A 13,288-nucleotide genomic window follows, 5' to 3' on the forward strand; every position below is an offset into this window, starting at 1 on the left:
CGAAAGCGGTCGGTTCATTGGCTGGCTACCTTCTTTGCCTTCGGCACCCGACGAAATCCTGAGCGAGTTTCCTTAACGGGACGTTCGCCAGGTTTGAGTTTGTAGCGGTCTGCGTTGGCGAGCAGCCGTTCGTGGGTTTCCGATGGGTAGTCATCCAGCGTGGTCACGGGGGGGATGGGTTTGCCGGGCATTCCTGCTTCGCGGATGATCTTCGGCCAGCGGGGGCGCCAGCACAGCATCAAGCTAACCCAGTGCGCGGTGCCGATGATGACGAAGATGGGCGAGATCAACAGCAGCGCCAGTTTCATTGGCCGTCCGCTGTTGCGGACGAAACGGCCGATCCCTTCGAACTGGGCGGAGAATGCTTGGATGGGCGATGGCAGGTGAGTACTGATGCGCGGGCGGGGTATGGATTCAGGGCCGTCCTCCATGTAACGGCGGATGAACTCCCATTCGTCACGTAGTTCGCTGCCGCCTTGGCCCAGTTTGCCGACTAATGCCATTTCCATGTGCGGGAGACCGGTGCGGCTCGGGTGCCACACCAGGCCCAATCGCATTCCGGCGCTTAGCGCATCTTCGGCGGGATCAATGGCGGTGCTGCCCGTTGCTTTCCATGGGAAGGTGACGATGCCGCCGCAGTATTTTGGTCGGTGGAGGTGGACTTGCTGGGTTATTCGATTGAAGCGAATCAGGAGGTGGCGACTGGTAAATAATTCGAGACGGGTAAATTTTAAGCCATACTTGGTATAAAGATAAGCAATTGCCGCCCCTATAGATAACATATACAGAGTAAGTAGAAGCGATACTAGCGATCGGATATCGGGCTGTATGATATCCTCATGAATAAAGCTGTAGGTGATCTGTCCCCATGCGTTGGCTATTGGACCAAGCCCACCAAGGGTCATCAAGGTTATTAACCCCCGTTTTTCCTCTGAGCCTCCGCAGCGCATCTCCATGTGAATGTCATTGAGCAGAAACACACAGCCCCGTGTGCGAGGATTATCGCTCACTGAGATAAAGTGCTGCTCAACCTCAAAATCGCCCTCATAGAAATCTTCTTCGAGAAGTTTGTTGGTCGGAGAGGTCGCAGCATCTGACTTCTCTATTTCGACCGCAGACATTTTCTGAAGCTGCCACCACCCCCACTCCATTAAATACATCAAGCCACCCCGCTCAATGCGGCGAAAAGTTCTGGCAACTCGTTTTCCTCGGGATGCGGATCTACGCCGAGGCCAAGCCTATAAGTAGAGCGCTTGCACCATCTCTCTAAAACATCATCATCCAAAATCCAAATAATAAAGCTAAGGGTAAGTCCAACCCAGAAAGCCCCGAAGACTATTCGAGCGAGAATCAGTCTAGCAACTTGAGTGCCTAAACTGCCGGCAACCCGGCTCATCCCCAAGACGAGGCGACGTACAAATGGGGTACCGGCGCTTTTCGCCATGTGATCGAACAACGGTTTAGCTATAGCTATCGCAGTCCCAATCTCCGCGGCAGACAGCGCTACAGTTGCTATTGCTCGGGTGAAATATGCTGAACTCAATGTTTTTGACCGATGTTTATTGCCTCCTTGCGGTTGTCGGCGGTGCTGAATTCCGTCTGTTAAATCCCACCAGGCCAAGATCATGCCACCTACCCCTGCGAAGGTAGCGCCCCAGAGCTTTAACCGCCCTAAAACGACTTCCGCCCCTCTGCCGGTTACGCTATTCGGCCCATAACGAGTAAGCGCCTGCTCAACATAGGTGGCGCCAAGTTCGATGCCGGCAGCCACTGTGGTCAGACCCGCCGCGACCATTTGGGCTTTGACCCTCGCATCGCCGTTCGGTAGTTCCGTTGACTTGAACGCGGCCAACATCCCTTCGAGCAGCAAGACCAGCGCGGCGGCTCGGACTTTATAGAAATCACTGGTGTGAGCCTGCATCAGCGCTTGTGCCCAGGCTTGATCCAAATAACGCGCAACGGGTCTGCCGACACGCTGCCGATCCGGCATCTGGCCAGCCAGCGCAGCTTCGGACAAGCGTACGTCCAGCGCGTTTTTATGCACCGTAGCCATCAGTATGCAACGTAGCCCATGGTGCAAAACATGATCCATGCTATTGGGCGCCGAAGTGCGCAAGACCTGGCGGCCTAACGCGGTATACCACGCATATAAACCAACGCTGGCCGATGCATTTTGGCTTTGCAGTTGTTCATACAGGGTATTGATACGTCCGAATGCACTCGCCACGGCATGTGCCCGACCGGTAATCGCTGCTGGAATTTCCACTGACGAACTCTTAACCGGCTGCGTTTTCGCCGTCTCGATCAAGGCCGCTACTTCCTCCCGAATATCATCCTGATTGGCCGTGATCCCGCGCATCGCCAGATTATTCGGACTGGCCGGATCGCCGCGCCACCATTGATCCAGCAAGGTCGAACCCGCTACACACAGTTCCATGCCGATGATGCAGCGGCCGGTCTGTTCGGCGAACGCCAGGCCGCTGATCAGGTCGGTGCTGTCGTAATGCTCCAGCGCTCTGAGCAAGCGCTCGCTGCGTGCCCAATAGACATGGTCGCTGGCCCGGGTGTCCGCGAGGGCTTCAGCTTGTGTCAGGACCTGGTCGAAGTAGTCGAGTTGATCGTGCATGCCTTTGATATCGACCAGCGTGCCGTACTTCTTGTCGAACTTGTCCTTGAACTCCCCGGCCTTCAGACGAGCTTCTACGTGTTTTCTGGTCTCGCGCTCGAATTGCTCCAGGTGCGGCTTCATGCGTGCGTCGTGTTCTTCGTCGGCCTTTCGCGCTATATCGGAAAAAGCATATATCTCCAGCGGCATCTGCGGTTGCAGGCGAATGGTTTCGGCCATGACCTGACGTTTGACGATCTGCTCTGAGACCATCTCCGGGTACATCTTTTCCACTTCGAGAAAAGACTGCGCGACCAGCAACTTGCGTTCATTGTCGACGCCGGGCTCCACCGAACGTTGCAGCCACTGTGTGCGTACGTCGTCGATCGCCGCGTTGCGCCAGGCATTGAGTTCCTGAGTGATGCCGATTGCATCCTCGATCACGATGGCGGCGCCGCGCGGCTTGATCTTGCCGACCTCGGGCATCAACGCGTGATGGGAGGCGCTCATCGAAACGATCTGGTCGGTGTTGAAGGGTTGCGAGCCGAGCAGAACCTGCAGCGGCGCATCGTTTTGCGCTTTGAAATCGGCGATCCACGACAGCTGATCGTGCTTGAGCACATGAGGCTGCGGCGGTGCATCGGAGGGTTGGATGAATCGTTCGATGTCGATCGACTGCAAGGTTGAGCGGTAGCCATCGTCGAGCAGACGATAATTGTCGAGCATGCGTGCCGTCAGGGGTGACGGACTATAGAGCGGACGCAGTTCTTCGATGTCGTCCAGGTCGTACAGTGTGATGGTCCAGCCTTGGCCGCGAATGATCTCGTCCAGGGTCGCCGCGCTTGGCACCGGTTCCCAGGGCTGATCGGGGCTGATGTACAGGAGCGAGCCGTTCGGGGCGATACGCCAGGCACTGTGCCATTGGTGGGCGGGTTCGCTTCTGCGTTTGACCAGCAGATAGAGGAAGCCTTCGCGCAATGGGCGGATGGCGTAGCTCGACTCGGTCAGCTCGCCGACGTCCTGAAAGGGTTTCAAATGGCCAGGCAGCTGCGGCAGGCGGGCGCGCAAGGCCGGGCTGCCGCCGATGGCGGCGTAGCGTAGCGGTAAGAGCTCGAAGCGGCGGGTGCAATCGACGGCGGGGCTGTTGCTCAGCGCGGGTTTGTAGCTGGCGTTGAGTCGTTTGCATAGTTCGAGGGTTTCGAAAAGATCATTCATGAGAAAGTCTCAATGGTGGGTGCGCATGAAACGTAGATATGGCTGACGTCGCATGGCCGTTTCTATCCTTGTAGAGATGTACGACTGGGCGATCTGGACCGCATAAATCATGGCAAGGGTGTTGTTATGAACGGCGGCGCACAGGGGCGCGATTCCGAGGGAGGGGATGGTAAATGCAGAGGAGAAGACCGGAAACGATAACACTTATTGCAGTTGTAAAAACGGATTAAAAACCTTTTAAATCATTGAGTTAAATTTATTTCAGAATGCGACATCGGTCAGATCTTTCCTACACTGCACCGTCTTCCTGAAATGAGGTTTCGTCAAAGTGGATGAGTCTGTTCAACATCGGTTCAGGGCCATACGCTGATCAATACGCAGCCAGATCATCACCTCAAATCCATAAATCGCAAGCTTTGCGGCCTGAACCATACCCTTTGATCTCCCTCCTCATCCCGCGTGACGTCCCCGACCACCAGTCACTCAACGACCAGATTTGACAGCATGCGAAATTCGGGCGGACGAGCACCTAAATCACCATAGCGAGCGTTTTTTTGGGGGCGCATTGCCATTTTGGCGGCTATGTGCGAGAGACCTTGGTTTGCAGTTTTTCTTGATTCACGTTCCGCTAACCTGCGCACCGCGGCCCCTATTCGTAGAGCCGCGAACCGCTGCAACTCGCTAAGTAGTCTCGCACTCGCCCACTCAAGCAACATGCTCACCCGCCACGCCCAGCAGCTGCAGCGGCTCGACATTCGCCGCCCCGGCAAAGACAAAATTGTCCGCGCCCAGATGCTCCTTCAAATCCCCGCTCAAGCGCACCTCGAACAACCGCCCCTGCGCATCCGCATCCAGATCGCGCAAAAAGGTGCGGCCGGAATCCTGCACCAGCTTCAACGTATCGCCGTGCCCAGCGCCGAGCCCGGTATAGCCCATCGCGGAAAAATCCAGGCGGTCGTCGTACACCGAAAACCCATTGATGGTGTCGGCGAACACCGAGCTGCCCTGGCGAAAGCTGTCACTGACGTGGGTATAGGCGAAGGTGTCGTCACCAGTGTCGCCGTTCATGACATCCGCGCCACCACCGCCGATCAACGTATCGTCGCCGACACCGCCATCGAGGTGGTCGTTACCCTCCCCTGCGCGAATCCAGTTGTCGGCGGAGTCACCGGTGAGAGTATCGCGGCCAGCGGTGCCATAGAGATTGTGATCGAGCCAGGTCGGCAGCACGCTGGGCAGGGTACCCAAGGGCTGAGCGAAGAGGATGCTGTCCTGGGACAGCTCGAACTGATGATCCCCCGACAGCAGGATCTCGAAATGCTCGCCTTGCGGGTTCTGCTCCAGGGACTTGAGCACGGTCTTCTCGCCGTCGGCACTGACGCTGACCTTGAGCGTGTGCCCGTGGCCGTCGCCCAGGCCAGTGAAGCCCAGCGCCGAAACGTCGAGCTGATCGCCCAGACTGGCATCGAAATCCGTCACGGTATCGCGCCCTGCAGTGCCGCCAGCGGCGCTGGAGCGCAGGCTGTCGCTCAGCTCGCGATAGACGAAGGTATCGGCACCGGTGCCGCCCTGCAGACGGTCGCCACCACCGTCGCCATACAGCCGGTCATCGCCGCCAAGGCCCTGCAACGTGTCGCGTCCGCCAGCGCCGTAAAGGGAATCGGCGAGCGTCGAACAGCTCAGTGAATCGGCCGCCGCCGTGCCTTCGGACAGTTGCTGCAGATTGGCCTCGGTGAAGTCGCGATGATCTCCGAGCAGCACCACTTCGAAGCGATTGCCCGCCGCGTCGACGTCCAGATGCTTGAGATAGGTGCGATCCAGCGCCTGGTCGTAGCTCAGGCGCAGGGTATCGCCATGGCCGTTGCCCAGGTGGCTGAAGCCCAGGGCCGTGAGATCGAGACGGTCGCTGGTGACGTCGAAGTCGGTGATTCGGTCGGCGTAGCTGTGGCTGGCATCGCGGTAGCTGTCGGTCAGGGCGGCGAAGCGCACCACGTCGGCGCCGCCACCGGTGGTCAGCAGGTCTATGCCGCGGCCACCATCGAGCACATCGGCGCCGGCGCCGGCGTTCAGCTGGTCATTGCCAGCGCCAGCAACGAGTTGGTCGCGGGCTACGCTGCCGTTGAGGGTGTCGGCATGGTCGGTGCCATACAGGCGGACGAAGGCGACGTTATTGCCTTTGACGCTGTGTTCGCCGACCACCACGACCGGCAGGACGGTCTGGCTGATGATGTTATCGGTCACGGCGTTGTAATCACCGGTGTCGACCGCGACGGTGATGCCGTAATAGCTGTTGTGGCCGCCGGTCACCACGTTGTGGCGGACGGTCACGTTGTTCGCCGTGGTGACGGGGTTGCCCGTCCAGCCACTGATCTCGATTTCGGAATAGGAAAACTCGTCGTAGTCGTTGCCGTACACCTGGTTCGAGATAATCACACCGTCGCTGCTTGCATCGCTGAGGATGCCGTCAACGAGGTTGTCGTGAATGTCCATCGCGCTGATCTGGAAGCCATGCACCAGCACCGCGTCGACACCATTGTTGGTGTTGCCCACGGCGCTGCCGCCATCGATGAGGATACGGCTGGTGGCAGCGGCGCTGCTATCGCCCTCGCGCAGGACGTAGCCGTCCACGCCGTTGGCGATGGCATCGCTGTCGAGCACCTTGAGCTCGCCGCCCAGGTCGTAACCGCTTTCGCTATTGCCGGACGCAAGGGAATCATGGATGAAGCTGTCGACCTGGCCATCGGCGCGAAAGCCTGCGCCCCAGTTCAAGCGGGCGATGCTGTCGCTCACGCTGAATCGATGCCCCACGCTGCGCAGATCGAATCCATCGCCACTGGCATTGACCACCTCGACAGCGCTCAGGGTCACGCCGTCGCTGTCGCCACTGACCCAGCCCTGCACCGTGCCGCTGTTGTGGGCGCGATTACCGTCGATGGTCAAGCCGCTGACGCCGATGGCATCACCCGCGCCCTGCACCACCGAGGTCGCCCCAGCGGAGCCATTGGCGAGCTTGATGATCGTCTGGCCGATGCCATCGCCGGCCAGCGCGGTCAAGGCCTTGAGCTGCAGGGCACTGCCGGCCGCGGTAGCGCTGACGTTGTACGTACCACTGGACAGGTACACCTGCCCGCCTGCGCTGGCTGCCGCCGCGTCGATGGCGGCCTGGATCGCCGCCGTGTCGTTGCTGCTGCCGTCGCCTTTGGCGCCGTAGTCTTTCACGTTGTAGACAGCCATGCCGGTCTCCTTCCCGCACGGTGTTCTGATGGGGGAAAGGCGAACGGTGGGCGGGTGTTTCAGGCTAGTTCAGTCTTGGCCGGTGAAGGGCACGGACGCTTGAGATGTGATCAACGGTCTGCCCGCACTCACCCGGCGGGCGCCATATTCGCCAGAATCAACAACGCCCCCATCACCGTGATCGCCCCACCGATACGCGTCGATATCTGCGCATACGGCAGCAGCTGCATGCGATTGGCCGCCGTCAGGATGGCGATATCCCCGGTGCCGCCCAGGCCGCTGTGGCAACCGTTGACGATGGCGGTATCGATGGGGTACATGTTCAGCCGCCGCGCCACCACCAACCCGGTCAGCACCAGGGTCAACACCGTGGTGGCGATGGTCAGCACATTGCCGATATGCAGCGCCGCGGTAAGCTCGCTCCAGTGGGTGACGGCAATGGAGTTGGCGAACAACAACGGGTAGGTCACGCAGGTGGTGAAGAACTGGAACAGCACACGCGCGCCGCTTTCCAACGACGCTGGAATGATGTTGGCCAGTTTGAGCAGCACGGCGAGGAACAGCATGCACACCGGCCCCGGCAGCCCGAACAGTGCATGCAGCAGCACCCCGGCCAGATACAGGGTGATGGCGCACATGCCAGCGGCGATCACTTGATTGACCGTATGGCCGTCGAACTGCGCTTGGGTCGGTTCGTCGGCAGGTTGGATGTCGGCGTTTTCCGCCATCTGCAAGCGACCATTGCCGGTCAGCGCCGGATAACGCTTGCCCAGCAGATCCAGCGCGCCGCACGCGAGGATGGCGCAGAGGTTGCCCAGCAGGATGATCGGCAGCAGCTGCGCAAGGATCTTGCCGGAGTCCATGCCGAGGATTTCGCCATAGCCGACCGACAGCGGAATCGCGCCCTCGCCCAGCCCGCCACCCATCACCGGCACGATCACGAAAAACAGCACCTGGCGCAGCTCCAGCCCGCACAGCAGCCCGACCGCGACACCGGCGATCAGCGCCAGCACCGAACCCAGCAGCAAGGGCACGAAGATCTTGGCGAAGCCTTTGACGATGAGGTTGCGGTCCATGGTGAAGATGCTGCCGACCACCACCGCCGAAACGAACAGGTAAATGAAGTTGCTCGACTTGGTGAACGAGGTGACTGGCGTGATGATCTCCTGGGGCACCCAGCCCAGGCTAACCAGGTACGACGGCAGGAACGCCGAGACGATGGCCGCGCCGCCGATCTTGCCGAAGAAGGGCAGGCGCTTGCCGATCTCGCCGCAGGTGGCGCCGCCCAGACCGATGATGGCGATCATGGTCGGCAGGTCGGGCTTGAGCTCGTGCTCGATCAGCAGGCCGACGACCAGGCCGACCAGTACCAGGTAGACCGGCAAGGGGATGAAGCTGATGCGGATGTTCATCAGCCGTTCGAACAGCGCAGCCTGTGGCGGCGCGGCGGCCAGGGTGTCGACGTTGTGCATGGGAACCTCATCTTATTGTTGTAGAAGGTGCGGGTAGTGCTTCAGTGCGACAACAGCCCCGCATGCCGTGCTTGTGCCAGGAGCATCTGGGCGCGACGCACGAACGGCGCGTCGATCATCTGGCCGTCCACCTGGTAGGCGCCCACGCCAGCACGCTCTGCGTCAGCGGCGGCGGCCACGACGCGCTGCGCCTTGGCGATTTCATCGGCATTGGGCACGAAGGCTGCGTTGGCCAGGGCGATCTGCGAGGGGTGAATGCACGACTTGCCCGCGAAGCCCAGGCGTCGGGCATAGGCGGCTTCGTCACGATACCCCTCGGGGTGATTGATGGCCGCGTAGGCGGCGTCATAGGCGGCGACGCCGGCCTCGCCGGCCGCCAGGCGCACGCTGAGCTGGATCTGCTGGATGACGCTGACGGCATGGCGGTCGATCCCGAGGGGCTCCAGCAGGTCGGCGAAGCCCAACTGCAAGCCCATGACCCGGGGATGGGCGGCGGCGATGGCGGCGGCCTGACGCAGGCCGCGAGGGGATTCGATATTGGCCAGAATGCTCAGCGGCACCTGGCGGTCAGTCTGGCGTTCAAGCTGCTGCAAGGTATCGGCCAGCTTGAGGATCTGCTCGGGGTCTTCTGCCTTGGGAAGGTTGATGATCTGCACATGGGTGGCGACCAGCGCCTCGAGGTCCGCCAGGTAGTGGCGTGAGTCCTGGGCGTTGATGCGCACCACCAATTGCTTGCCGGCGCTCGGCGCCTGGCTCAGGTAGCGCGCCAGCTGAGCCCGGGCATCGGCCTTGGCGCTTTCGGCCACGGCGTCTTCGAGGTCGAAGCTGATGCCGTCGGCAGCCGAAGCCATGGCCTTGGCGAACAACTCGGGGCGTGAGCCCGGGACGAACAATTTACTGCGCATGGGGCACCTGTGTTTTCGACGGCGCCCCCTCAAGCCTGGGTGGCACCGCGCCTGGCGATGGGCGCTGCGCCCCCATACCCGGCATTGTTCTTGGAAACCGCGGAACGGGGTCCGGCGGCAGGAGCCATAGTGCAAAAGCTTAAAAGTTAGTTAAAGTGCGTATTTCTAGGTTCAGAATCCAGAATTTATTCACTATGGACACACGCTATCTCGACAGTTTCCTGCACGTGGCACAGCTCGGCTCCACGGCGGCCGCCGCGCGCAAGCTCAACCTCACACCCACCGCCGTAGCCCAACGCATCAAGGCGCTGGAGCATGAGCTGGGCCAGACTCTGCTCAGCCGTGCCGGGCGCAACATGCAGCTCACCGCCGCCGGCGCCGCCCTGCTGGGCCCGGCTGGCGAACTGTTGCAGCGCACCCGCGACCTGCGCGCCATCGCCGCCCTTGACAGCGTGGTCGGCGAACTGCGCATCGGCTGCATCAGCTCGGCCATGGCCTATGTGGTGCCCGGAGTGCTGGCCAACCTGATCGACAACTACGAGCACCTGCATCCGCATGTCGAGCCCGCCGTGTCGACCGAGCTGTACCGCAGAGTAGTGGCGGGTGATATCGATATCGCCCTGCTGGTGCTGCCGCAATTCGACCTGCCCAAGGAGTTCATCTGGCGGCCGCTGCGCAACGAGCCGTTCGTGGTGCTGGCACCACTCGCGCTGGCGCAGCAGGACGCGCACGAGGTGCTGCGCCGCGAGCCGTTCATTCGCTACCACCGCAGCTCCTGGGGCGGCGTGATGGCCGACCGTTACCTGTTGCAGAACGGTATCCAGCCCCGGGAACGCTTCGAGATCGACACCCTGGACGCCATCGCCGCCATGGTCCGTGGCCAGCTGGGCGTGTCCCTGGTGCCGCAATGGCGGCCCCTGCACGGTCAGCTCGACGGCCTGGCGCAGATCGCCCTGCCTGGCGCCGGACTGCACCGCCCGATCGGCCTGGTGTGGAAGCGCAATTCGGCCAAGGAGCGGTTGATCGAGGTGTTCTGTGAGGTGCTGTTCGCGGAATCGACCGCCTGATAAGTCCAGTTTTTATGGACTCTCAAACCAGTAAAAAACGTTTTTAATTCCTTCTTGCGCCTCACAGAATGACCCGACGTAGCGCTGCGACCTTTTCGCTGCAGCGCTGATAACAAGATCGGAGATTCTCCATGCCTTCAGCTGTTCAGTCTGCATCCGGCCCCCTGGCCGGCATCACCGTTCTCGACCTCAGCGCCTACATCGCCGGCCCCTACGGCTGCTCGCTGCTGGCCGATCAGGGCGCCCGGGTGATCAAGGTCGAGCCGCCCAGTGGCGACAATCTGCGCAAGTACCCTTCGACCCTGACCAGCGAAAGCCGCGCCTTCCTCGGGGTCAATCGCAGCAAGGACGGCGTCGCCCTCGATCTAAAGAATCCCGGCGGCTTGCAGGCACTGCTGCGGCTGGTACGCGAAGCCGATGTGCTGGTGCACAATTTTCGCCCCGGCGTGCCACAGCGTCTGGGCATCGGCTATGCCGACCTGCAGGCCCTCAACCCGCGGCTGATTTACTGCGCCGTCACCGGTTACGGTGAAAACGGCCCGCTCAAGGCCAAGGCCGGCTACGACCAGGTGCTGCAGACCATGACCGGCATGTGCGCGGCCCAGGCCAAACCCGGCGGCGCGCCGGAGGTGCTGTACGGCTCGGTGGTGGATTACTATGCGGCGGCCATGGTCGCCAGCGGTGTGGCCTCGGCGCTGTATGAACGCGAGCGCACCGGGCTGGGCCAGGAAGTCGGCGTGTCGTTGCTGCGCAGCGCCCTGGCGATGCAATCGGCGCGACTGGTATGGGCCGACAGCGAACCCCGCGAGCTCGACCGGGACATGCGCTCGGGCGGTATCACCGGTATTCACCCAACCCGCGAAGGCTATCTGTACCTGTCCGCCAACACTCCGCACTTCTGGAAGGCCTTGTGCGAGAAGACCGGGCTGGGGCACCTGGCCGTCGACGAACGCTTCGACAGCGTGCGCAAGCGCGCCGAGCAGCATCAGGTGATAGTCCCGCAGTTGCACGAAGCACTGCAGCAGCACAGCGCGCTGGAATGGGAGAAGATCTTTGGCGAAGCGGTCCCCTGCGCCGCCGCGCGCCGGGTCGATGACATGTTCGATGACCCGCAGTGCCTGGCCGAAGACCTGATTGCCGAATTCGAGCATCCGCTGGTGGGCAAATACCGTGGCTTCACCCGTGCCATCGACTTCGGTCGCACACCCGGGCCACGGCCTTTCGCCGCCCCGGTGTTCGGCGCCGACTCGGACCGGGTCATGGCGCAATACGGCTTCAGTGCCGCCCAGATCACCGAGTTGCGGGCCAACGGCGCGCTGCTCTGATTCAACGTTTGCCTGCTGCAACGCTGTAACCGCCAGGGCGACCTGGCGTGCCCTGACAAACACAATAAAAGGGATAACCCTATGCACAGCACCGCCCCCGTGGGCCTCTCTGGAGGCCATCGGACCCTGCGCACACGCTTCACCGAAAACACCATCGCACTGTTCGAGCGGACCATCCCCGATCCCTTCGTGCTGGCCATGTTCATCACCTTCGTGGTCGCCGCGGTGGCCTGGCTGGTCGCGCCGACCTTCAGCCTCGAGGGCCTGCTCGGCGGCTGGTACAAGGGCTTCTTCAACATCTTCACCTTTGCCTTGCAGATCACCCTGGTGCTGGTGCTGGGCAATGCCATGGCCCATGCGCCAGTGGTGCAGCGCTTCTTCACTCGGGTGATCGCCCTGGCACGCACGCCGGCCCAGGCCGGGGCGATGATCTTTCTCTGCGTGGCCATCACCTCGTTCTTCAACTGGGGCTTCGGCCTGGTGCTCAGCGCCCTGCTCGCCCGGGAAATCGCCAAACGCATGCGCGTCGACTTCGCCTGGCTGGTGGCGGCCGGCTTCTCCGGCTGGGTGGTGTGGGCGGGCGGTCTGTCGAGCTCCATCGTGCTGGCGCAGACCAGCTCCGGCAACCCGATGAACGTGGTGGAGAAAGTCACCGGCCAGGTGCTGAGCATCAACGACATGGTGTTCACCGCCTTCAACATGGTGCCGACCCTGGCATTGCTGGTGATCATGCCCTTTGTGCTGGCCGCCTTGCGTCCCCGTGACGAAGACGCGGTGGTGCTCGACACCAGCCGCTATCCGGACCCTGCCCCCAGCGTCAAACCCCACGGCCCGCGCAGCTTCGCCAGATTTCTCGAATACTCGCCCCTGGGCAGCCTGCTGATGGGCGCGCTGGGCATCGGAGTGATCGCCGCGTCGTGGTTCGGCAAGGTGCAGCTGTCAGGCGTCAACGGCGTGATCACGGTGATGTTCACCGCCGGCGTGCTGCTGCATGGCTACCCGTTGGCCTACGCCGAAGCGGTCAAGGGCGCGGCGCGGCAAAGCGGCTCCATGCTGGTCCAGTACCCGCTGTACGGCGGCATCATGGGCATGATGGAAGCCACCGGGTTGCCGGGGGTGATCGCCAAGGGCTTCGTGGCGATTTCCAGTGCGCACACGCTGCCGTTCTGGAGCTACGTGTGCTCGCTGCTGGTGACCTTTCTGATCCCCAGCGGTGGTGGTCACTGGGCCGTGCAGGGGCCGTTCGCGATTCCTGCGGCCGTGACCCTGCATGCCTCGCTGCCGGCGACTACCATGGCCGTGGCCATGGGCGAGCAAGTGTCGAACATGATGCAGCCGTTCTGGGCCGCGCCGGTGGTGGCGATGGCCGGCGTCGGCGTGCAGCGGGTGCTGGGCTTCACCTTCGTGACCTTTCTGGTCGCGGCATTCGCCTATGGCGCAGCCTTGCTGCTGCTGGTGTGAGTCT

At 61.8% G+C, this 13,288-nt stretch carries 8 protein-coding genes; 3 read left to right on the plus strand and 5 right to left on the minus strand.

The window, feature by feature from the left end; all coding sequences use genetic code 11:
• Positions 1-14 precede the first annotated feature (14 nt).
• From AC3WJP_RS23985 to AC3WJP_RS24005, 5 genes are all read right to left on the minus strand, one after another.
• The gene (locus AC3WJP_RS23985; RefSeq protein ID WP_493723021.1) at positions 15-1,160 is read right to left on the minus strand and encodes a DUF6708 domain-containing protein; all 1,146 of its coding nucleotides are present in this window, start codon (positions 1,158-1,160) and stop codon (positions 15-17) included.
• Positions 1,160-3,820, minus strand: a complete 2,661-nt coding sequence (locus AC3WJP_RS23990; protein WP_493723022.1) for a T6SS effector BTH_I2691 family protein — start codon at positions 3,818-3,820, stop codon at positions 1,160-1,162. The genes AC3WJP_RS23985 and AC3WJP_RS23990 overlap by 1 nt, the downstream gene beginning before the upstream one ends.
• A gap of 705 nt (positions 3,821-4,525) precedes the next feature.
• The gene (locus tag AC3WJP_RS23995; RefSeq protein WP_493723023.1) at positions 4,526-7,054 is read right to left on the minus strand and encodes a glycosyl hydrolase family 28-related protein; all 2,529 of its coding nucleotides are present in this window, start codon (positions 7,052-7,054) and stop codon (positions 4,526-4,528) included.
• Positions 7,055-7,182: 128 nt separating this feature from the next.
• Positions 7,183-8,526 (minus strand): 2-hydroxycarboxylate transporter family protein, encoded by a 1,344-nt coding sequence (locus AC3WJP_RS24000; protein WP_493723024.1) that lies wholly within the window; start codon positions 8,524-8,526, stop codon positions 7,183-7,185.
• 41 nt (positions 8,527-8,567) lie between these two features.
• Positions 8,568-9,431, minus strand: a complete 864-nt coding sequence (locus AC3WJP_RS24005; protein WP_493723025.1) for an HpcH/HpaI aldolase/citrate lyase family protein — start codon at positions 9,429-9,431, stop codon at positions 8,568-8,570.
• A gap of 194 nt (positions 9,432-9,625) precedes the next feature.
• On the opposite strand from AC3WJP_RS24005, the gene AC3WJP_RS24010 reads away from it, so the two are divergent.
• The 3 genes from AC3WJP_RS24010 to AC3WJP_RS24020 all read left to right on the plus strand — a co-directional run bounded on the left by AC3WJP_RS24010 (position 9,626) and on the right by AC3WJP_RS24020 (position 13,284).
• Positions 9,626-10,498: a LysR family transcriptional regulator gene (locus AC3WJP_RS24010; protein WP_493723026.1), complete on the plus strand. Its 873-nt coding sequence runs from the start codon at positions 9,626-9,628 to the stop codon at positions 10,496-10,498.
• Positions 10,499-10,629: 131 nt separating this feature from the next.
• Positions 10,630-11,823: a CaiB/BaiF CoA transferase family protein gene (locus AC3WJP_RS24015; protein WP_493723027.1), complete on the plus strand. Its 1,194-nt coding sequence runs from the start codon at positions 10,630-10,632 to the stop codon at positions 11,821-11,823.
• Between the two features lie 81 nt (positions 11,824-11,904).
• Positions 11,905-13,284, plus strand: coding sequence for a TIGR00366 family protein (locus AC3WJP_RS24020; RefSeq protein WP_493723028.1), 1,380 nt, complete (start codon positions 11,905-11,907; stop codon positions 13,282-13,284).
• Positions 13,285-13,288 lie beyond the last annotated feature (4 nt).

The organism is Pseudomonas sp. GW821-FHT01A09 (genome assembly GCF_058986725.1).